The 21,383-nt window shown below is 31.5% G+C and carries 26 protein-coding genes and 2 pseudogenes; 16 read left to right on the forward strand and 12 right to left on the reverse strand.

Features of this window, described 5'->3' with window-relative positions; genetic code table 11:
* Positions 1-730 precede the first annotated feature (730 nt).
* From ODZ84_RS05730 to ODZ84_RS05750, 5 genes are all read left to right on the forward strand, one after another.
* Positions 731-1,543, forward strand: coding sequence for a hypothetical protein (locus tag ODZ84_RS05730; RefSeq protein WP_266176033.1), 813 nt, complete (start codon positions 731-733; stop codon positions 1,541-1,543).
* 6 nt (positions 1,544-1,549) lie between these two features.
* Positions 1,550-2,080 (forward strand): SdpA family antimicrobial peptide system protein, encoded by a 531-nt coding sequence (locus tag ODZ84_RS05735; RefSeq protein WP_266176034.1) that lies wholly within the window; start codon positions 1,550-1,552, stop codon positions 2,078-2,080.
* Positions 2,081-2,089: 9 nt separating this feature from the next.
* The gene (locus tag ODZ84_RS05740; RefSeq protein WP_266176035.1) at positions 2,090-2,965 is read left to right on the forward strand and encodes a sporulation-delaying protein SdpB family protein; all 876 of its coding nucleotides are present in this window, start codon (positions 2,090-2,092) and stop codon (positions 2,963-2,965) included.
* The gene (locus tag ODZ84_RS05745; RefSeq protein WP_266176036.1) at positions 2,917-3,384 is read left to right on the forward strand and encodes a hypothetical protein; all 468 of its coding nucleotides are present in this window, start codon (positions 2,917-2,919) and stop codon (positions 3,382-3,384) included. Before ODZ84_RS05740 ends, ODZ84_RS05745 begins: the two co-directional genes overlap by 49 nt.
* 307 nt (positions 3,385-3,691) lie before the next feature.
* On the forward strand, positions 3,692-4,756 hold the full coding sequence (locus ODZ84_RS05750; RefSeq protein WP_266176037.1) for a DUF3887 domain-containing protein: 1,065 nt from the start codon (positions 3,692-3,694) through the stop codon (positions 4,754-4,756).
* 303 nt (positions 4,757-5,059) lie between these two features.
* Here ODZ84_RS05750 and istB read toward each other — a convergent pair.
* Positions 5,060-5,775: pseudogene (gene istB, locus ODZ84_RS05755) on the reverse strand (IS21-like element helper ATPase IstB).
* An 84-nt stretch (positions 5,776-5,859) separates the two neighbouring features.
* Here istB and ODZ84_RS05760 point away from each other — a divergent pair.
* Positions 5,860-6,971 (forward strand): IS3 family transposase gene (locus tag ODZ84_RS05760; protein ID WP_266176038.1). Its coding sequence is split into 2 segments (ribosomal slippage): positions 5,860-6,115 and positions 6,115-6,971, totalling 1,113 coding nucleotides; the frame shifts between segments, so codons are not numbered across the junction.
* On the opposite strand, the gene ODZ84_RS23600 is transcribed toward ODZ84_RS05760, so the two are convergent.
* The 4 genes from ODZ84_RS23600 to ODZ84_RS05775 form a co-directional block, all read right to left on the reverse strand.
* The gene (locus ODZ84_RS23600; protein ID WP_408612429.1) at positions 6,968-7,330 is read right to left on the reverse strand and encodes an integrase core domain-containing protein; all 363 of its coding nucleotides are present in this window, start codon (positions 7,328-7,330) and stop codon (positions 6,968-6,970) included. The two genes, ODZ84_RS05760 and ODZ84_RS23600, sit on opposite strands and share 4 nt — an antisense overlap.
* A gap of 268 nt (positions 7,331-7,598) precedes the next feature.
* Positions 7,599-7,961: a hypothetical protein gene (locus ODZ84_RS05765; RefSeq protein WP_266176039.1), complete on the reverse strand. Its 363-nt coding sequence runs from the start codon at positions 7,959-7,961 to the stop codon at positions 7,599-7,601.
* A 470-nt stretch (positions 7,962-8,431) separates the two neighbouring features.
* On the reverse strand, positions 8,432-8,809 hold the full coding sequence (locus ODZ84_RS05770) for a hypothetical protein (RefSeq protein ID WP_266176040.1): 378 nt from the start codon (positions 8,807-8,809) through the stop codon (positions 8,432-8,434).
* A 231-nt stretch (positions 8,810-9,040) separates the two neighbouring features.
* A complete protein-coding gene (locus ODZ84_RS05775) occupies positions 9,041-9,568 on the reverse strand; it encodes a GNAT family N-acetyltransferase (RefSeq protein WP_266176041.1) in 528 nt (175 codons plus the stop codon).
* A gap of 265 nt (positions 9,569-9,833) precedes the next feature.
* On the opposite strand from ODZ84_RS05775, the gene ODZ84_RS05780 reads away from it, so the two are divergent.
* Positions 9,834-10,430, forward strand: coding sequence for a Crp/Fnr family transcriptional regulator (locus ODZ84_RS05780; protein WP_266176042.1), 597 nt, complete (start codon positions 9,834-9,836; stop codon positions 10,428-10,430).
* Between the two features lie 133 nt (positions 10,431-10,563).
* Here ODZ84_RS05780 and ODZ84_RS05785 read toward each other — a convergent pair whose 3' ends face one another.
* Both ODZ84_RS05785 and ODZ84_RS05790 read right to left on the reverse strand, forming a co-directional pair.
* Entirely contained in the window at positions 10,564-10,743 is a 180-nt protein-coding gene (locus tag ODZ84_RS05785; RefSeq protein ID WP_266176043.1) for a hypothetical protein, read from the reverse strand.
* A 323-nt stretch (positions 10,744-11,066) separates the two neighbouring features.
* A complete protein-coding gene (locus ODZ84_RS05790; RefSeq protein WP_266176044.1) occupies positions 11,067-11,255 on the reverse strand; it encodes a hypothetical protein in 189 nt (62 codons plus the stop codon).
* A 19-nt stretch (positions 11,256-11,274) separates the two neighbouring features.
* Here ODZ84_RS05790 and ODZ84_RS05795 point away from each other — a divergent pair.
* Together ODZ84_RS05795 and ODZ84_RS05800 are read left to right on the forward strand one after the other, a co-directional pair.
* Positions 11,275-12,632 (forward strand): IS3 family transposase gene (locus ODZ84_RS05795; RefSeq protein ID WP_408612347.1). Its coding sequence is split into 2 segments (ribosomal slippage): positions 11,275-11,610 and positions 11,613-12,632, totalling 1,356 coding nucleotides; the frame shifts between segments, so codons are not numbered across the junction.
* A gap of 74 nt (positions 12,633-12,706) precedes the next feature.
* The gene (locus tag ODZ84_RS05800; RefSeq protein WP_266176045.1) at positions 12,707-13,093 is read left to right on the forward strand and encodes a hypothetical protein; all 387 of its coding nucleotides are present in this window, start codon (positions 12,707-12,709) and stop codon (positions 13,091-13,093) included.
* 159 nt (positions 13,094-13,252) lie between these two features.
* Here ODZ84_RS05800 and ODZ84_RS23605 read toward each other — a convergent pair whose 3' ends face one another.
* The 4 genes and pseudogenes from ODZ84_RS23605 to ODZ84_RS05815 form a co-directional block, all read right to left on the reverse strand.
* Positions 13,253-13,510, reverse strand: coding sequence for a T9SS type A sorting domain-containing protein (locus tag ODZ84_RS23605; RefSeq protein ID WP_408612431.1), 258 nt, complete (start codon positions 13,508-13,510; stop codon positions 13,253-13,255).
* 204 nt (positions 13,511-13,714) lie between these two features.
* Positions 13,715-14,889: pseudogene (locus ODZ84_RS05805) on the reverse strand (IS3 family transposase).
* 501 nt (positions 14,890-15,390) lie between these two features.
* Positions 15,391-15,609 (reverse strand): CsbD family protein, encoded by a 219-nt coding sequence (locus ODZ84_RS05810; RefSeq protein ID WP_266176046.1) that lies wholly within the window; start codon positions 15,607-15,609, stop codon positions 15,391-15,393.
* Positions 15,610-15,712: 103 nt separating this feature from the next.
* Positions 15,713-16,273 carry a helix-turn-helix domain-containing protein gene (locus ODZ84_RS05815; protein ID WP_266176047.1) on the reverse strand — a complete coding sequence of 187 codons (561 nt, stop codon included), beginning with the start codon at positions 16,271-16,273 and terminating at the stop codon, positions 15,713-15,715.
* A gap of 166 nt (positions 16,274-16,439) precedes the next feature.
* Between ODZ84_RS05815 and ODZ84_RS05820 the strand changes: the two genes are divergently transcribed.
* The 7 genes from ODZ84_RS05820 (at position 16,440) to ODZ84_RS05850 (ending at position 21,164) form a co-directional block, all read left to right on the forward strand.
* Entirely contained in the window at positions 16,440-16,571 is a 132-nt protein-coding gene (locus ODZ84_RS05820; protein ID WP_262484501.1) for a hypothetical protein, read from the forward strand.
* 155 nt (positions 16,572-16,726) lie between these two features.
* Positions 16,727-17,455 (forward strand): glycoside hydrolase family 130 protein, encoded by a 729-nt coding sequence (locus tag ODZ84_RS05825; RefSeq protein WP_266176048.1) that lies wholly within the window; start codon positions 16,727-16,729, stop codon positions 17,453-17,455.
* The gene (locus tag ODZ84_RS23395) at positions 17,376-17,600 is read left to right on the forward strand and encodes a glycoside hydrolase family 130 protein (RefSeq protein ID WP_266176049.1); all 225 of its coding nucleotides are present in this window, start codon (positions 17,376-17,378) and stop codon (positions 17,598-17,600) included. Before ODZ84_RS05825 ends, ODZ84_RS23395 begins: the two co-directional genes overlap by 80 nt.
* 37 nt (positions 17,601-17,637) lie before the next feature.
* The gene (locus tag ODZ84_RS05835; protein WP_266176050.1) at positions 17,638-19,335 is read left to right on the forward strand and encodes a glycosyltransferase; all 1,698 of its coding nucleotides are present in this window, start codon (positions 17,638-17,640) and stop codon (positions 19,333-19,335) included.
* A gap of 26 nt (positions 19,336-19,361) precedes the next feature.
* Complete coding sequence (locus tag ODZ84_RS05840) at positions 19,362-19,868, forward strand: hypothetical protein (RefSeq protein WP_266176051.1); 507 nt, start codon at positions 19,362-19,364, stop codon at positions 19,866-19,868.
* Positions 19,869-19,895: 27 nt separating this feature from the next.
* Positions 19,896-20,699 (forward strand): hypothetical protein, encoded by an 804-nt coding sequence (locus ODZ84_RS05845; protein ID WP_266176052.1) that lies wholly within the window; start codon positions 19,896-19,898, stop codon positions 20,697-20,699.
* A 195-nt stretch (positions 20,700-20,894) separates the two neighbouring features.
* Positions 20,895-21,164 carry a heme oxygenase gene (locus ODZ84_RS05850; RefSeq protein WP_266176053.1) on the forward strand — a complete coding sequence of 90 codons (270 nt, stop codon included), beginning with the start codon at positions 20,895-20,897 and terminating at the stop codon, positions 21,162-21,164.
* Positions 21,165-21,188: 24 nt separating this feature from the next.
* Here ODZ84_RS05850 and ODZ84_RS05855 read toward each other — a convergent pair whose 3' ends face one another.
* A complete protein-coding gene (locus tag ODZ84_RS05855) occupies positions 21,189-21,350 on the reverse strand; it encodes a hypothetical protein (protein ID WP_266176054.1) in 162 nt (53 codons plus the stop codon).
* Positions 21,351-21,383 lie beyond the last annotated feature (33 nt).

The following is a 21,383-nucleotide window of genomic DNA, read 5'->3' on the forward strand; positions in this document are numbered from 1 at the left end:
TACTGTTTTTCCATTTCTGGGATTGGGTTTAATGTTTCTCATTATTTCAGCCATTTCTAATTTCTGTCTTAAATTTTGACTGTCAAATCCCGAATATGCATTCAAAAAAAGACCTTTATGAGAGATTTCTGCTTCTGATAAAATTCATAATTTCAACTATAACATCTTCTATTTCATACAGATCGTGATGATTTCCGCTTCTGGGATTTCCCATCTAGAGCATTTGATCACGATTGTCACAAAGAAAAATCATATTGCTGGTTTTCGCAGATTTCCTGCTTTAATACCCCGTTGATTCTCCGCCCATTCTGCACCGGGTCTGGCTTCCGTCGAGCTGAACACACAACATATCCCACAATCTCCTATTGCGATTCAGAAGATGAACTCAAATATTTCTGAAGCTGCGGTCCTTGCTCCACTTATTAAAAAAATAATACACATTTTACCAGCTTATTTTTTCTTCTCCGAAATAGTCTTTTATTGAAATTTCCCGCCACTGCAACCGGTTTTAAGCCGTTTTATAAATTGCAATCCAAAATTGCTAATTTTCTCGGAACTTTTTTTCTAAATAAGTTTAAACAACTTCATAATATCAAATCCATAATTCTGCTATTCTAGTTAAATTTTTTAACCATTTTTATACTTATTTTGATTCTATGGCAAAAAATAAATTATTTTTAACATTTTTTTTACAAAATATAAAATTTATTAATATTTTTACAAAAAAACTATGGAAAATAAAATTTTTAAATTTTTAATTGCTTATGCATTCTTAGGACTTCTAATAAACTGTAATAGTAATGAAATAGAAGATAGTTTAAATAATCAAATATCTCAAGAGAAAATAACTTCGAAATCATCAGCTCTTTCAAAAATTTCTGGCTATTCAGGAGAAGAATATTATAGAGGTATTTTTCTTTTTGAGGGCGAAGTTGCAGATAAAGTTGAGCATTTCAAACAGCTAAAAGATGAGATATCTAAAATGCCTATCGAGGCACGAATGGGTCAAGTTGAATTTAATAATGATATTATTAATGGAATTAAAAAAATAAATCCAACATACTTTGATGATCTAAAAATAGCTATTGAAAGCAAAAACTTTAATGATATAGATAATATAATGGATGTTGGTGCTTCCTTGGCAGAAGCAGTAATCATAAATTCCCCTAAGTACCAGAGTGTAATGTTAGGAATAAATAATGTTCAGCAAAAAATAGATATTACTAAATATGACTTAGATACGGTTGATGGACTCAATCTATACCTTAAAGATGTTGGTAATTTAGTTACAGATAATAAAATGGATTTAAGTTCTCAGGAATTATGTATTTGGGTCGCGGCTGTAATCGCTGTAGCTGTATGGGATGCGGCGGCTGTAGTAAACTATGGCGTTGTTGTTAACGCCGCAGCACTTGCACTTGCTTATGCTGCTGTATATGCTAAAGTAAAGTTCTGGCCAAAGAAAATGTCTTTATCTGTTGATAAAATGTCTCTAACAGTTAAGGAACAACTAATTGTTGAAATTTCAAATATTAATCCTTAATAGTATATGAGGGTAATATTAATTAAATCAATAGTTATAATATTAATAATAAATCTTTTAATATTTACATTTATTAGTAGTCTCTCCGAACAAACTTGTATTTCTGTTAATCCAAGCATACAAAAAACTTTCAGAACCTTACTTCCTGAAGGCTGGTCATTTTTTACAAGAAGTCCAAGGGAAGATATGGTTACTATTTATAAAATAGTAGAGAATAAACCAATAAAAATTAACTCATTGAGTTCTAATGCAGAAAATTTTTTTGGACTTTCTAGAAAAAGCAGGAAATTAGGATATGATTTATCGATTATACTTTCCACTTTTCAAAGAATCACATGGATAAAAATAAATTCTTTAGAAAACATTAAAATTGAACAACAAAAATTTAAGAAAATAAATAAAAATCAGTTACAAATTAATACCCTTGATAAAGGGTATTATATGATAGTTAGTCAGCCAGTTATTCCTTGGGCTTGGTCTAAATACCCTTCAAGAGTTAGAAAACAATATTCTGTGTGTTTTGCAGAAATTATATAGTTTTATTTGATGAATATTAAAAATTCTCCTTTTTCCCCAATATTAGGTTTAGGAAGATCACTTATAGCATTTGGAACATTAATATCTTTTCTTTTTAATGATGCTGATACTCTTTTCGTACAAAAAACCTTTAAAACTGATGATATTTGGGATAACATTAATATATTCAACATTTTTGGATATAATAACTTAAATTGGTCAATTTCATTATCTATTATTATATTAGTTATTACAATTAGTGGCTATTTTATAAGAATAACTGGTATTTTGCATTGGTGGATTACGTACAGTTTCTTGAATTCTGCTATTATTATTGATGGTGGGGATCAAATTAGCTCAATTCTAACATTATTGATTGTTCCTATATGTATTTTAGATAATAGAAAGAATCATTGGTTATATCAAAGTATAGAATCATCTGAAATAAAAAAGTTCATTGCAACTTCTATTTTTTTTGTTATTAAATTTCAAACTTCTGTTCTATATTTTAACGCTGCTGTAGGAAAATTTCCAGTTGATGAATGGTGGGATGGAACAGCAATGTATTATTGGGTTAATCATAGTAGTTTTGGAGCTCCAAATTATTTAAAAAGCATTATTTTGCCTCTTATCGAAAATAAATATTCTGTTTTCGCTTTAACGTGGGGAACAATAATTTTAGAACTTTTTTTGAGTATTTCTGTATTTTTGAAAAAAGAATTAAGAATATTTGCTTGTTTTATTGGAATTTTTTTTCATTTTTTAATTTTTATAATATTGGGTTTAGGAAGTTTCTTTTTTGCAATGTCCGGAACATTAATTCTTTATCTAATACCGTTTAATTTTAATTTAATAGAATGGAATATTATGAAAAACAGAATTTTAATCAGATCTGGATTAAAATAATAAGCTTTATATCTCTTTTAACTGGGATTGCAACATCTATATTATTTATTAAGGAATCAAATTATTTGATTGCTTGTTTGACATTTCTTCCATGTTTTTCTATTTTTATTTTTTTCTTTATCGCAAACTTAAAAGTATATATTTCTAACAATGTCATTAAATATAAATTTTTCCCGTTTAATATAAAATACAAGGAAATTATTATTAATGAAAATATTTCTTTAGATGTTATTGAATATAATCCTCTTTCTGATTTTGGAGGATGGGGCATTAGAAAAAATGGAAATGCTAAATGCTATTCAACGTCTGGAAATTTCGCATTAAGGATTAAATATAAGGAGGGAAACAACATATTATTAGGTACATTGAAGCCAGATGAGTTGAAGACATATTTAGATTCTATTCATATACCAATTTAGCATAAAAGTCTAAAATTGTAATTATATAGTGACTTTTTTGTTGATTTCTTTACAAATCTTCATATTACAGAATAACATAATAAACAGAAGATTTTAAAAACAAAAAAATTGGAGAATAATGTAATAAATTTTGAACCTATCTTATAAAAAGCCGATTGGAAAAACTAAGTGGTATTGAATTAAGACCTGCTTTGGCAAAAATATATTAATAATGAAATTTATATCGCATAAAAAGTAATTTTGAATTAGTTTCTGACTTTTTAAATATAAATCCACAAAAAAATATATGATAACTTAAGAATATATAATGAATTTTTTTTTAAAAATATTTTTTACATTTACTCCCTTCTTACTTTTCTCACAAAGTAAAAAAGAAATTGGGAGCATTTTTATTGAATCTTTATTTATAAATAGAAATATCGATAAATCTTATGACTTATTCGATTCTTCCATTACTAATGAACTTCCAATAAATGAGCTTAGAGCAACTGAACAACAAATTAAAGAGCAATTAGGTTCTTTTAAAAGAGTCATAGAAATTAATAAAGAGAATAACATATACTATTATTATTCAGAATTTGAAAAGTCTAAATTAGATATTCAGATCAGTTTTAATGAAGATAATAAAATTATTGGATTATTTTTTATACCTCATAAAATATTTGAAAATACTAATGCAGATAATAATTCTCTTAATATTAAAAGCAATGATATTGAACTAAAAGGAACTTTTTTAGAGCCTTTGCAAAATAATCAAAAGAAATTAGTCATTTTTTTTCATGGTTCTGGTCCACAAGATAGGGATGAGACAATTGGTGAAAACAAGCCTTTAAAAGATATTGCGGAATATCTTTTTAGTAGTGGCATTGCTTCATATAGATTTGATAAAAGAACCCTTACTAATCCTGAGACCTTTGACAATAATTCAACTGTTGAAGAAGAAGTTATTAATGATGCGGTTAATGTTATCAATTATTTTAATGAAAATTATAAAGATTATGAAATAATACTTATAGGACATAGCTTAGGAGGGTATCTCCTTCCAAAAATATTTAAAAAAAATAATAACATTTCTAAATTAATTTTTTTAGCTGCTAATGCAAGACCTGTTCAAGAAGTAATTGTGGATCAATTTATTTATATTAATAAAATAAATCCTTCATCCGTTTCTAATGAATCTGTTGAAAGTATTAAGAAACAAGTAAATTATTTAAATTCCAAAAAATTTAATTCAAATTCTGATAACTCCGCTCTTCCGTTTAATTTATCTGCAAAATATTGGGAATATTTAATAAACTATAATCCTTTGACATTATTAAAATCAATTAATATTCCTATGCTTTTTTTACAGGGGGGAAAGACTATCAGGTAACTGATAAGGATTTTAATTTGTGGCAAAGCCATTTGAAAAGTAATAAGTTAGCTGTATTCAAATACTATCCATCATTAAATCATATTTTTATAGAAGGAAGTGATATCCCATCGCCAAAAGATTATGAAGAAAAAAAGAATATAAGTGAGGTTTTATTAAAAGACTTAAAAAATTTTATATTTAAATAGACACTATTGTAAATTCCAGTGATATTGACCACCTAATTCCAATTCAAAGTGATCAGGAATTTCGGTTTAAATTGACTACCCTTAATTTTAAATAAAAACTCTTGTTTTTCATGTGTCAATTAGTATTCAAATATAATAAATAATTACTCCTTGCTAACTCCTCTCTTTTTCTCATAGATTCCCCCTTGAGTTCCAAGCGGTGAGATTGATGGATAAGTCTGTCCAGAATAGCATCAGCTATGGTCTTTTCGCCAATGATGTCATACCAGCCTTGAACCGGGATCTGTGATGTCACAATGATGGAGCCGTTGTTGTGACGGTCTTCAATGATCTCCAGAAGTGTTATCCTGTTGGCACTGTCCAATGCCTGAAGGCCAAAATCATCAAGGATGATCACATCCTGTCTTTGTATTTTTGCTAGTTCGCGCAGGTATGACCCGTCTGCTTTTGCCATTTTTAATTTGGCAAACAGCTTGGAAGTATTAAAATAGTTGACCTTGAAGCCTTCGATACAGACCTGATAGCCCAACGCGGTTCCCAAGTAACTTTTACCCACGCCTGTACTTCCTGTGACCAGGATGTTCTCATTTTTCTCTACGAACTCACATCCTGCAAGACGCATTACCAGATTACGGTCGAGATTGCGGGATTTTCGAAGTTGACACTTTCAATATTGCACCTGTAATGGAACTTCGCATTTTTGATGCTTCGCTCTATGCGCCTGTTGTGCCTCTCATCCCATTCGGCATCAATGAGCATCGATACAAACTGGTCGAGGGTATAATGGTCTGTCCTTCCGCTTTCAATAGCGGTCTTAGAGGCATTGTGCATACTTTGACCTATTCCCAAAAAACAGGATCACTTAAAAGTGGAGATTTTTCGAGAAATAATTAATTTTAAATAAAGAAAAATCTAATGAAAAAAAGCAGATTTACAGAAAGTCAGATCATTTTTGCATTGAAACAGTCTGAAACGGGAGTAAAAGTTGAAGAAGTTTGTCGTAAAATGGGTATAAGTGAGGCAACTTTTTACAATTGGAAAAAGAAATTCGGAGGTTTAGGTGTTACAGAACTTCGCCGATTACGCCAATTAGAGGAAGAAAATAGTCAACTCAAGAAGTTGGTAGCAGATTTAAGTTTGGATAAGCAGATTCTTCAGGATGTTCTGAAAAAAAAGTTCTAAAGCCAGTTCAGAAGCGTGAACTGGCGAGAGTTATACAAAATGATTACAGAATTTCTCAGAGACGAAGCTGTCGCTTAATATTTTTACACTCCAGCGTTTATTATTATCACCCACACCGAGGGGATGATACAGCGCTTCGAATGCGACTGATAGAATTATCAAACATTCGTGTTCGCTATGGTATTGAGCGTCTACATGTTTTACTCAGACGTGAGGGCTGGAAAGGTAATCAAAAACGTGTTTACAGAATTTATTGTGAAGAAGGGTTAAATCTGAGGCGAAAACTAAACAAAAGAATAAAATCATCAAGATCCCGAGTGCCTACCGATGGTAAAGCCTCTACTTTACATGAATGCTGGAGCATGGACTTTATGAGTGATGCCCTTTTTGACGGGAAGAAGTTCAGGGTTTTAACTTTAGTGGATAATTATAGTCGAAGATCTTTGGCAATCCGCTGTGGAATTTCAATCAAGGGTGAAAATGTTGCAGAGATATTAAAAAATGTTACCTTTGAACAAGAGGCTTCTCCTAAGCGGATTAAGATTGACAATGGCCCTGAGTTTATTAGTAAAGCATTAGACCGATGGGCTTATGAAAAGAAAATAGAGCTGGAGTTCTCCAGACCGGGAAAACCTACTGACAATGCATTTATTGAGAGTTTTAACGGATCACTACGGGATGAGTGTCTTAATGTTAATTGGTTTCTCTCCTTAGAAGATGCACAGCAAAAATTGGATGCCTGGAGAGAGGATTACAACTGCTACAGACCTCATAGTTCGCTAGGGTATTTAACGCCAAATGAATTCATCAATAACAGTCAGAAAAAACAACTTTCTCTACTTTAGACTGTTCCATATATTGGGAATAGGTCAAATAATTTATTGTTGTCGTTGTGAAAATTTTGTTGGAATGTGGGAAACTCGTTGGCCTTAGTTTGGGTTAGTTTTCCATATTTCAATAAAAAATCCCTCGGCGTGAGGTATTGCAATGATTTGTGAGGCCGCTCATTATTATACATCCACATCCAAATTTCCGAATAATGTCTCATCTGACTGATGTTCTCAAATAAATAAACATCTAAGAATTCTGTCCGAAAAGTTCTGTTGAATCTTTCTACCAAAGAGTTTTGCGTTGGTTTTCCAGGCTGAATATAATGAAGCGCGACTTCATTTTTATTGCACCAGTCTTTTAGTTTTTCAGCAATAAACTCTGGACTGAAGACTTCCCCTTTTTAGGGAAGATTACAGATTTGTGATCCCTTCTTTTTCATTGTACCTGATCCTATAAGAGAAAAGCTTTCCTCCAAAATCCGAAGCTGTCATCTGGTCCTTGTTGATATAGGTCATTTAGCCGCGGATATTTTACAGGTAATCCATCTGCTGAAATAGTGTATAAGGCAATACCCCATCGTAAATCGTGATGTGGTTTTATAAATAGAAACTCGCACCAAAATGGGGCAGAAGATTGGAAGTTTATGTTATCGTAAATAATTCAAGTTTTTTAGCAAGTATAAAATCCGAATCATCTTCCGATATATTATTATTAACATTATCAGGATCAAAACTTATATAAATCTGATTAGTAAGATGTAATAATTTGAAATTTTCAATATTATAGAAATTATAAATATTACTATAGTAAAATTTAAATTCTATAATATCACTAAATAATAAGGTTATTTTTAAAAATTTGCTTTTCTTAGAAAAACCACTTATTGTAATTTGTATCTTTAATTCTCCCAATTCATCTTTATCAAGACTTACACTTTCTATTTTTGTGCTTACTAGTGAGTTTTCTTTGATAAAAATTTCTGAAGCTGTATTTGTTATATTCATTATATCTATTTTTTTATTCCAAAATCTCTAATTAATTCTCCTTTTTTAGGCGGCCTTCCTGGATGTCTTTCCCCTCTTCCTGTAAGATTACGAGGATTTGGTTTATAGTCGTGAATATGATCATCTTGTTCATTCTTAGGATAATTTGAACCATGTCCTTTATTATACTCTTTTGAACATTGCCATCATGGATATGCAAAATAAAAATTCCAGTATCAGTTAAGCTACGTTTTCTGAGATCTATTGGACATCAACTTATAACTAATATGTTAATTTGTTTTAGTATATTTATGATGAATTAATTACTATGTATTTATTCTTAGTAATAAATTATTTTTCATCATTTGTATTAAGCTTCAGCTTTCAGCTGGAGCTTTTATTTCCTAAATAACCACGTATATAATCCTTACAAGAATACTAAGGAAGACTATCGCTTTGTTCAATACTTCCAAGCAGAAGACATCGTTCTGTTAGATTATTAATTTATGATAATCAATTATTAACTCACCTTTTAATAATTTTCTTAACCAGTAATCTCTTATTTCAAATTCTATTAAACAATCTTTATGATTAAATTTCATTCCGGTAGAGAAAGGTGCTATTTCTAAATAATCTCTACCATTTTCCGAATATCTAATCACTTCAGATGTTTGAATATTTAAGTTTTTAAAAACATGCAAAATTTCTTCATAACTATAACCATTATCATCAATAAATTCTTCAAATGTAAGTTTCATTTTATATAAATGACACGAACTTGTAGTTTCATATAAATCAATATTTAAAGAAAATAATTTTATTAATTCTAATAGATCTTTAATGATAAATCCAATCCTTTTTGTTTCCATTAATATAGTTTTTTGAGACTAAAGTATAAATTGTTATATTAAAATTATTTCTCTGCTCATAACTTAAGTCATAAGATTTTCATTTATTACCTTTTATTCTTGAAATATAAAATGGCAATCATTTTATAGCTTTTTAATATCCTTTTTTATGAAAGGATATTTTTTTATCATTTTAGTATTACTATTTATTTGATTTTGTTTTTTATTCTTGTGCATATTGTATACGCAAACTTAAATTTTACAATACTTTCTATATTCTATTATATTAAGAAATAATGAAACGCCTTTATTTTTCTGATATTTTTTAAAAGGCACAAAACCTAATTTTTCTGGTATTTTTCTACTAGCTATATTTTCTTCATCAACTGGATAAAGTATATATTTGAGATTAAAATTATTTTCTAAAAAGTCAATAAGGTTTATTATAATTTCTTTGCCCAGACCAATGCCTTGCATGCTTTTTTTAATCCAAAGACCCAGTTCTGCAGATTCTAAGGATATATTATGAATTCCACAGCAACCCACAAACTGATTATTTGAATCCAAGGCAACCATTACTAAGTCTGTATTTTTGTCTAATCCCTTTTTTGATTCTTGTATAAAAGAACGAATTTCACTTTTATCTCCCCTTGGGTTGAAAGGCATATATTTCGTGAGCTCAGCATCGAAATGTTCGTTAATATCATCAATATATAATATTTCTACAGGTTTCAATATTAATCGATTAGTTTGAATTCTAATATTTTTGTTTAATATCATTGCCTTAAAATTTTTGTTTATTCAAATATTACCGAGTTTTCCATTTTTAATACTGTATAATTTAAGCAAATTACATAATAAATTACTACTTTTTCATTGATATCGTTTTTTGAGACTCTTTAAAAGTTAAAATAATGTTCTAATGATATTGAATATAGTACACTATTTTAATATTTATTACAGAATTCTAATATAACAATGTAATTTAAGAGTGAAATCGGTTTATTTTTTGCAGAATAATTCATATACCTACAAAATATAAAAAATGATTATTGATGAAAACTTGCTCTTGCAATATGGCGCAAATTATGAAAAATATAATTGTAATGATCTGATTTTTCATGAAGGAGACCAACCGAGATTTTATTATCAGATTGTAAAAGGAACTATTGAAGTTAGTAATTATCATGATGGAGGAAGAGAGTGCCTTTATAATATAATGACGGATGGTCAATGTATTGGAGAATCTTTATTGTTTATTGATAGGCCTTACCAATCCAATGCAATCGCAAAAAGTAAAATTACTTTACTAAAATTAGCAAAAACACAATTTTTAGAGTTACTGGCAAATCATCCTGACGCAACAGCACGTATGTTTAAATGCCTAGCGGAAGGAATATACTTTAATCATATGATGGTGTTTAATATGACGTCACCAGATCCATGTTTTAAAATCAAGACTGTTATGGAATATTATAAAAATTGCAATTTAAAAAAATCCCCTTATTCTTATCAGATTCCATTTACAAGAAAACAAATAGCTAATTTAATAGGGTTATGTACAGAAACAGTTATTAGAAACGTGAAAAAAATGGAACGAAAACAAATCATAAAAATCGAAAACGGTAAAATTTACTATTAATGTTTCAACGCAAGAGCCGTAATGCGCAGGACGAATGATGTAGAAGATGTTTTTCTGAATAATTAAGTAGTGTTTTATTTACTCTATACATGAGAAAGACCGTTATTGACGGTCTTTTTGATTTTTAATAACTTTATTTAGGTACAACCGGTCCTCCCGGACACTGTATTCCATTGCAGTTAACAAACCCGCATGGTGGAAGTTTCGGATCGCAGCATGAAATAACGCACGAAGGATTTTTATCTCCTGCATACATACTTTTCAGCTCATTTTTAGACAAGGTTTTAAATCCTTTCATTTCTGATTTTTTCATTTTAATTAATTTTTGGTGTTAATATAATTTTAGCTTTTATTACCTAAAAATATAATAATTTTTGCTTCTAAATAATATGATTTACCAAAAATAATTTGCAAATTGATATTAATTTTAAAACTTCATTCAATAATATGTTTTCGATATCATCAGGATAATCTAGTTCCATATCCACTTTATACTCCTATTCACGCCCAGGCTCCTACTTCTATTCCTTTTTCATACTTTACAAAGAAAAGTAAAAACAAAATTATTACTAGCATGAAAAATATAAAATTTCCTTTTCTTGATCGTTTTTTGAGATTATTTTAATAGTTTAATTATCATATTGTATAGTAAAAATCTTTAGATTCACAATAAGCAACTTCTCCGTTAGATTTCATCCGTTCCCATACTTTTGTTCGAGCTTCTTCCCAGTTTTTATCTCCTCGTTCAGAAATAATACATTTCTCAATGTAAATCGTCAGCAAAAAGTGGACATTAGACATTAAAAATTTAAGGAGTGTTTTCATAAAAAGAGTAATTTTAATTATGGCAACACCGAAAAAGAAACCGACCGAGAAATTCGTAAAAGATATTCGGCAGAACACCCGCAGAATATTCACTGCAGAGCAAAAGATTTTAATCGTGATGGAAGGTCTTCGAGCGGAGACTTCCGTAGCCGAACTTTGCAGGAACCATAATATTGCACAGTCGCAGTTTTATGCCTGGAACAAGGAGTTTATGGAAGCAGGAAAGAAGCGCTTAAATGGAGATGTCGCTCGCGAGGCTACGAGTGATGAAGTATCAGATCTGAAGAAGGAAAATGCACGTTTGAAAGAGATCGTAGCTGATCTGGTCGTTCGCTATGACATTGTAAAAAAAAGTTTAGACAGGCTGGATTAATCGATAAATACAGGAAATATATGAGATTATCGGCAGCTGAGAAATACGAGATCATTCAAACGGTAACCACAAGTGAACTCGGCGTGAAACGAACCTTGGAAAGTTTTGGAATTGCTAGAAGCAGCTTTTACAAATGGTATCAAAGCTACTTGGAAAACGGCTATGATGGCTTGGAAACTACGAAAAGAACAAACCATAGGCAATGGAACAGCATTCCTGAAAGACAGAAAGATCTGGTAGTAGAGATCGCTTTGGAACACACCGAATTATCTGCAAGGGAACTGGCCTACAAAATTACCGATGAGCAAAGTGTTTTTATTTCAGAATCTAGTGTTTACCGGATTTTGAAGCAAAGAGACTTAATCCCGGCACCGAATCATTTTCTTCTTTCGGCAGCAAATGAGTTCAAAGACAAAACGGAATTTGTGCATCAAATGTGGCAGACAGATTTTACTTATTTCAAGATCATAGGCTGGGGATGGTACTATCTGAGCACGATCTTGGACGATTACAGCCGCTACATCATTCACTGGGAGCTATGCGACTCAATGAAAGCCGAAGATGTGAAACGAACGGTGGACACAGCCATTAAAAAAGCAAAATTAAAGACCAAAGCCAAACCGAAACTGCTCTCGGACAACGGTTCCTGCTACGTCTCCAATGAGTTGAAAAGCTATCTGAAAGACGATTTAAGGATGAAACAGGTTCACGGAAAACCAATGCATCCGCAGACCCAGGGCAAGATTGAACGTTATCACAGAACGATGAAAAATGTAGTGAAACTAAATCATTTTTATCATCCCGAGGAACTCATCCAGGCACTGGAGAAGTTTGTAGAAAACTACAATAACAAGCGCTATCACGAGTCGATAAATAACCTCACTCCAGCAGATGTGTACTTCGGAAGATCAGAACAGATTTTGGAAAAAAGAAAGCAAACAAAAGCGGAATCCATCCGAAAAAGAAGACAAATATATAACCAACAAAAATTAGTAAGTTTATAAATCGAAAATCCTCCTTAAGGATTTAAACTAAAATGTCTAAGTTGGTTTGAAGACGTACAATCAAGCAGGATAATGTGGGGTTATGGGGTTTCTCCTATGGAGGGCTTTTTACTTCCTATGCTGCACTCAAAGGATCTATATTTAAAAATATCGGAATCGGAAGCCCAGGCATTACCAGAGACAACAGCCTTATCTTTAAATTATATGACGAAGCGGCAACCTCTGAAATAAATTTTTCCGGCAGGCATCTGCACATTACATTAGGAGGACGTGAATTATCCGACTCTAGTCCTTACCGCTGGCTTACTGCCCGAGGCACAAGCGAACTGCTTGCTAAAGTCCAGTTACAACCTCTGGCAGGGATGGAAATTTCCAGTGAAATTATCGCCCTGGAGACTCACTTAACCGGAGGCGTGCCCGCCTGGTTCAGCTTTTTGCGCGCTTGTTACAGCCATAACTGATCAAAATTATAACAGCAAATAAGAAATGTCCCCTACTTCAGTTATTTAAAGCTGAACAGAGGACATTTTTATTTATGATCGTTTTGTGAGACTATTTTTAAATTCAAGCTTTTATAATAAAAATATCTTTATATAGGTGTTATTTTGAAAATTAGGCTTTTAGTTTTTTATAAATTTTCCGTAAAATACTTTTATATTCAGTTTTGATGATAAGTTTAAGAAGTATAAACCAGAATTCAATTTTTTTACATTGATAGGCTCATCATTGTAAATACCTGATTGAATCACCCTTCCTGAACTATTAATTATCAAATAGGTTAAATTCTCAGAAGCATTTTCCTGTTCTTTGATTTTAATAAAGTCAGTTGTTGGATTAGGATAAATTTGAAGACGTACAGGTAAAGCATAGTAATAGATCTACGTTTATTCAAGGAAAACTACTACCACTTTATTTTATCGCGACGAATATTTTTCATATGCGGAGAAAGGTGAAGCAGTACTAAAAAAGTTGGGCACAGAAGAAGGGGTTACAAAGACAATTAATATTCGCGAGAATACATTTTTTATAAAATTCAAACTCAATGGAGAGATTGGATATGCAAATAAAAATTCCAGTATCAGTTAAGCTATATTTTGATAGATTTTGTTTTGATTGTTAAATTCTTCTATTGTTTGATAATTCAGGGTGCTGTGACGTCTTTTTTTATTGTACCAGACTTCTATATATTCAAAGATTTCCAGTTTCATCTTTTCTTTTGTAATAAGCTTGTTTCCATAAATGAGTTCTGCTTTTAGTGATTTGAAAAAGCTCTCAGCCACCGCATTATCCCAACAATTTCCTTTGCGACTCATACTTCTTGTTACTTCATAAAATTTCAAAGTATTTGCGAATTTCCTGCTCGCATATTGAATGCCCCGGTCAGAATGGAAAATTAATCCATCTGCTATCTTCCTATTTCTGACAGCCATTTTCCAAGCTGCAAGGCTTGTTTCTTCGGTGCTCATCCCATTACTCAAACTCCATCCGATTATTTTTCGGTCATATAAATCAATGACTGTTGTGAGGTATAAAAATCCTTCCTTGGTCTGAATATAAGTAATGTCTGAAACACAAGCCTGCACAGGTTTCTCTGCAATGAAATTCCGGTTCAACAGGTTTTCTACCACCAAATAATTGTGTTTTGAATTGGTTGTCACTTTAAATTTCTTACTTAGCTTACTTCTCAAACCCAGCTCCTTCATATATTTCGCAACAGTGATTCGGGATATTTTATATCCTAATGAATTTAATTCAAACCTAATTCTGGGACTACCGTAGCGTTGTTTTGATGAAAAATAAATTGAAGTTATCTGCTCTTTTATTTTTTCTTTCAAAAGCAATTTCTTGCTAAAGGGTTTGTTTTTCCATTTATAATAACCGCTGGAACTCAATTTTAAAACATGACACATCTTTTCAATCGGGAATATGGATTCATTATTTTTTATAAATTCATATTTCATCGACCGCTCTTGGAGAAGATGCCGATTGCTTTTTTTAATATATCACGTTCCAGTTCTGCATCCTTAAGCTTTTTCTCTAATTCGTGGATTTTTTCCTGTTCGGGTGTTAGTTTTAAATTCCCATTCCCCGGAAAACTGCCTTCTCCAAACTCTTCGTACTCTTTATGCCATTTATAGAGTAGTGTAACTGCAATTCCGAGTTATCGTGCGAGTTCCGAGATATTAGTTCGCTCATTGCTCAGTTGAACGGCTTTGGTTTTAAAAGCTGGATCGTATATTTTTCGCTCTTTTTTCATACGTTAAAATTAAGGTTTTATGCTTAACTTCTACTGGACGCTAAGTTAGTATATCCAGTTGATTGACTCTTTCAGTGCTACAAAGCCCTCTAGACTTTTTAAACGTCTCTCTAGTCATGAAATAGTGATGCATAAAGTGGATTTATCAACTTCATTAGGACGTAATTTTTATATCATACATCCTAAAAACTACATGATGTTTTAAAAACTAAATTTGATAATTATAATTCTTATGAAAACTGGAAAGTTTATTTAATTAAAACAAGATAAGATCAATATAGTTTTTTTGTTTTTTTATGAAATAATAATTAAGATATACCCCTACCCACCTAGTAATCGCAATTCTTATTTTATCACTATACTGTGCCTTTTAAATTATTTGTATGCTGATAACTGCATTGATTTAATAGAAAAAGGGACAGGTGCTTTAAAAGCACCTGTCCCTTTTTCTATTAAATCCGTCAAAACATATGTACTATTTCTCAGGATTTAATATGCTCATTATGAAAGTTGAGTATTATTAAGAATCTTAATAACCTCTTCACGGCTTTTGCTTAGTTTATTTTCTAATCTTCCCAGCAATTCATTTTCTTTTCCTTTTTCAAGCGCTAAATCTGAATCTTTAAGCTGTGAAAATTTTTCTTTTAATTGTTTTGATTGTTCTTTCCAATCTCCTGTAATTTTAAAAGCCTCATGAGCTTTATTGTGACTTGTATTCATAATTCGAATTTGTATGTAACAGAATTATTACAATCCAAAGATGATCTATTTTAATCTTATCCTGTTATACATTTCGAAAGTAGATTTGCATATATCATACGTTTTATAAGTCTTCTAAATTTTTCAGCCGTTTTTGCTTCAGTTGCTTATAAAAAGAAGGAGAAAGTCCGGTTATTTTTTTAAACTGATTGGAAAGATGCGCAACACTGCTGTAATTGAGTTTATAAGAGATTTCAGTAAGATTAAGCTCATCATACAAAAGGAGCTCTTTAACCCTTTCCACTTTATTGATAATGATGAAATGCTGTAAAGTCATCCCTTTCACTTCGGAAAATGTATTGGCAAGGTAAGTGTAATCGTAGCCAAGCTTTTCACTGATATAATCTGAGAAATTTTCTTTAGGAAGAGATTCGGAATAATGGATCATTTCTGTGACTGTATTTTTTATTTTTTCGATTAGAATGCTTTTTTTATCATTCAATAACTCAAGTCCGGTTTTAAGGAGATTTTCTTTTAATAACTTTCGCTGTTCATCCGTAATATTATCCAATATTTCTACAAGTCCCAGATCTACAACGGCATTTCTGATATTCAGTTTTTCAAGCTCCTGATGTACCACCATTTTGCAGCGCAGGCTTACCATATATTTTATATATAACTTCATAATCCTTACCGTATTTCGAGTTTGTCAATCTATATGTTGACAGCCACTCTTTCAAAGTTAGTCCTTTAAATTTTAATATCTATGATTTATGTAACAAATTGAAAGACTATTACAAACCTTTCTTTTTTTAATTGATGACCTTTACATAGAATAAAAATATTTTAAAATGTCAAAAGAAAAGAATACAAAGAAAAAAACAGATAAAACACCTGCTGCCAAATCACTAAAAGAGAAGCGGGAAGACAAACAAAACAAAAGGAAAGATAAAGAAAATGAAAGTCGCAACGCAACAACCTAAATGCTAGAAATAAAAAAAGAAGGAATTATACTCAGAAAAAACCACTTAAATTTTGAAAACGAAGGAGTTCTGAATCCTGCTGTTATTAAGGAAAATAGCAAAATACATTTATTTTACCGTGCCGTGGCTAAGGGTAATTTTTCAACTGTCGGGCATTGTGTATTGTCAGACCGCTTACGGTAGAAAAACGGTCAGATTCACCCATCATTGTTCCTCAATCTGAGTACGAAAAACACGGTGTGGAAGATCCTCGAATTGTAAAAATAGATGATTTATTTTATCTTACTTACACCAGTTATGACGGCATCAATGCTTTAGGAACATTAACGACTTCAAAAGACTTTAAATTCTGGAAAAATGAAGGAATTATTGTTCCTAAAATTTCTTATGAAGAGTTTAAGCTTTTATCAGAATCAGAGGGTTTAATACCGAATAAATATAGAAGATACAACGAATTCCAAATTAGCCATACTGGTAGTGTCCCCGTCTTTTTATGGGATAAAAATCTGATTTTCTTCCCCAGAAAAATAAATGATAAATTTAATTTCATTCACAGGATAAGACCTGAAATTCAGATTGTCAGCATAAAAAATATGAAAGATCTGAATTCTGATTTCTGGCAAGATTATTTTTTACATTTTAAAGACAATATTCTTTTATCTCCGAAATATGATCACGAATCAAGTTATATCGGAGGGGGTTGTCCACCAATAGAAACAGAATATGGCTGGCTGATGATTTATCACGGTGTTTATGATACCGTTAACAGTTATGTTTACAACGCCTGTGCAGCTTTATTGAACCTTGAAAATCCGGAGAAAGAAATTTCCCGACTTCCCTTATCCGCTTTTCAAACCCGAAGAAGAATGGGAACTGAAGGGTGAAGTCAACAATGTCTGTTTCCCGACAGGAACCATTGTAGAAAATGACAGACTGTATATCTATTATGGAGCTGCAGACGAAAGGATTGCTGTTGCATCAGTTAGTATTTCAAAATTATTGAAAGAGTTGATGATGTACGCGGTATAAAGATGATTAGGCAGAATACGGTTAAAAGAAATTAAAAATGAATAACAATATTAGTTCAGACGTGGAGGATAAAGCAATTAGGCAATCTTATAATGAAAAAAAGCAGAAAACCTATAATAAAACCAACATTGTTTTTGTAAGCACTTTTCCTCCAAAAGTATGTGGAATTCCCACTTATACACATGATCTTATAAGATCTCTTCATTCAAAATTCGGAGAATCTTTCAATGCGATGGTTTGCCCGATAGAAACGGAAGAGGAAAACTATGAGTATAATGAATTTACCGAGTATAAATTAAACATCTCAGATGCCGTTTCTTATTTGGAATTGGCTGCAAAGATCAATAAAAACGATACAGTTGAGTTGGTAATGCTTCAGCAGGAATTCTGCTTTTTTAATGAAACCCGAAATGGTTTGTATCTTTTTCTCAAGAACTTAAAAAAAGATGTTATCATCACTTTTCACACTGTTTTGCCAAAACCGGATAAAGAGCTAAAGGAAAGGGTGAAAGAAATTGCCGATTTTGCAAAATCTCTTGTCGTAATGACTAGTATTTCTGCGGAAATTCTTTCGAATGATTATGAAATTCCTTTCGATAAAATTACGGTAATACCCCATGGAACACACCTTTTGACATTCACAGATAAAATTGCGTTGAAAGAAAAGTATAATCTTAAAAACAAAAAGGTTCTTTCAACTTTCGGATTATTAGGTTCGGGAAAAAATATTGAAACCACACTGAAAGCCTTGCCGGAAATCATTGCTAAAAATCCTGATGTAATTTTTTTAATTCTTGGCAAAACACATCCTGCAATAGTAAGGCACGAAGGCGAAAAATATCGTGATTTTTTGGAAGATCTAACTTGTAAGCTTCATCTGGAAAACAACATCCGATTTATTAATGATTATCTTCCACTCCCGGAATTACTAGAATATCTTCAGCTTACCGATGTTTATCTTTTCACGTCAAAAGACAGAAATCAGGCAGTGAGCGGCACATTTTCCTATGCAATCAGCTGCGGATGCGCCATTGTTTCCACTCCAATTCCACACGCTCTGGAAGTTTTAAAGGAAGATACCGGAATTATTATTGATTTTGAAGCTCCGGAGCAGTTGTCTGCTGCAGTAAGGACAATATTAGAAAATGAAAGCCAACGAGAGGATCTACGTCAGAAAGCATTGGAAAAAATGGCTCCGACAGCTTGGGAAAATTCATCTATTTTACACGCTTTATTATTTCAGAAATTCAGAAATAATAGAACAGAACTCAATTATACTCTACCGGAAATCAATCTTGGGCATATTCAAATTATGACAACAGATTTCGGGATGATTCAGTTTTCAAAGGTCAGTAGACCGGATATTAATTCAGGATATACGCTGGATAATGCACGGGCGATAATTGCTATTTGCAAGCATTTTCAAATCAGTAAAGACAAAGCAGATCTGCAATTGATTTCAATTTATTTAAACTTTATTAAATTTTGCCAGCATAATGACGGAAGTTTCTTGAATTACGTTGACGAGCACAAACAGTTTACACAGCAGAATTATGAAACTAATCTGGATGATTCCAACGGAAGAGCAATCTGGGCTCTAAGTTATTTAATTTCATTAAAAGAAATTTTGCCACAGGAATTGTCTGAGAATGCAGAGGAAATCATTCAAAAAAATCTTGTCTGGGCAGAAAAGGATTGCATTATCAAAACTCAGAAAAAAATCTTCCCTTATTAAAAGAATTAGCGAATCGTCTAGTGAAAATGTATCAACACGAAGCAAAAGACGATTGGCATTGGCTTGAGAATTATCTGACCTACGGAAACAGTGTATTGCCGGAAGCTTTACTCTGTGCGTGGATTTCAACCAAAGATGAGCTTTACAAACAAATCGCAGAAGAGTCTTTCCAATTTCTGTTATCTAAAATTATGATTGATGATAATATAAAAGTGATCTCCAATAAAGGCTGGATGCAAAAAAAAACACTGGAAAATAACACTCCAATTGGCGGAGAACAGCCTATTGATGTTGCTTATACTGTTTTGGCATTATCTGCATTTTACAAAGTTTTCGATAATGAAAAATATTTACAAATGATGTACAATTCATTCAACTGGTTTTTGGGGAAAAATCATTTGAATCAGATCGTTTATAACCCGGCAACAGGAGGTTGCTATGATGGGCTTGAGGAAAAAAATGTAAATCTCAATCAGGGTGCAGAATCTACCGTCAGTTATCTGATGGCAAGGCTTAGTCTAGAATTTCAATAGAATAAATAACTTCCTTTAATGATTAAAATGAAACATACACTTAATAAAAGAAAAACTAAATTCCTTCTACTCAATAAAAAAAACAGCTTGAATAAAATCTCTCATGCTGAGTTTGCCTCATTGCTTTATATCAGAAATACCAATATCGCCTTAAATAAAGACCTGGAAGAAATTCTTCGCATACTAAAAGAGCTGCAAAAAATAAATAAAAAATCCCGATTGGTTTTTAAGACCAACTGTACATTGACTCAACATATTCTTTGGGAAACCATTATCAATGAGATAAATCAAAATCTTATGTATATCAAACTCCAAATTGAATACATAAAAGAAAATACTATACAAGCAAACCACTTTAATTTTTCTTTGTTTTGGCAGCAGAATAAAATTTTCGTGAAAGCCATTGAAGACAATTACGAAAAACTGGAGCTGTTAGGACATCAAATTCTCCCCAATGAAGAAGTACTATATTGGAGAGCAAACATTTGTAATATGTATGATGAGTTTTTTCATATTCTGATTTCACTTTTAAATATTTGCAAAATAGAGCTAAACTTTATCAAAACCCACTCTCCTCATAATCTATCAGAGATCATACAGAACAGTATTATAAACATTCCAAAAATCAAAAATAATGATAAACTTAAAAGGTATGAACGAATATATATTGAGGCTTTAAAAAACTATAAAGAGGAATCCAGCGAAAGACTTAGTTTTTGGAATGTAGTATTAAAAGCTTTGAGTATGAATAAAGATAAATATCCCTCAGAACAAATAATGCTAGGAAGATGGATTGATGGTAAGGATAGAAGAAAGATTAATAGCATTTAAAAACAATTTTAACCTCATAAAATCAATAGCATGAAAATGTTCAGCCAAAAATTGCCTTGATAAACGGTTTTAAATTATTTCTATACCGGCTATGCTATCCTTCTCCAATTTTCAAACACGGTGATTGGCTACCGCATTAATGAAAGATTCATCAGAATTATTATTCTTCAAATCCCTAATCATTAAAATAAACCTATGAATACTATACGCTTATATAAATTTAAAGATTCAATCACCATGAAAATACCTTTCTTGAATAAGGAATCTAATTTGGATGTTTTAGATGATCCGAGGCAAATTACAATGGTAGATATTCAAATTGTTACGGAATATGTAATTAATATCTCCAGCGCTTTTATTTATGAAGATCTGTCGTACAAAGAATTGATACACCTATGCAGTTCTGCAAAACAAACTATAGAACATTATTTTATTAAAAACAACAATGGCTATGATATGATATAAGATTTCTGAATTACAAAATTATATCTACAATCTGAAATAAGAAGCTTTTATTATTTCTAATAGTCCATCTTCCAACCTTTTCCACTGAATTTTAGAAATTTCAATCATTCCTCCGAAACCTGTGAAGAGCTTTCTTATTTTATCAAAAAATCCTGCATATAAATTAGGATACTCGTTTCCTTTCATAGATCCCTATTTTTGTAAATTTATCACCTCTGT

This window comes from Chryseobacterium fluminis, assembly GCF_026314945.1.
Classification (GTDB): domain Bacteria; phylum Bacteroidota; class Bacteroidia; order Flavobacteriales; family Weeksellaceae; genus Chryseobacterium; species Chryseobacterium fluminis.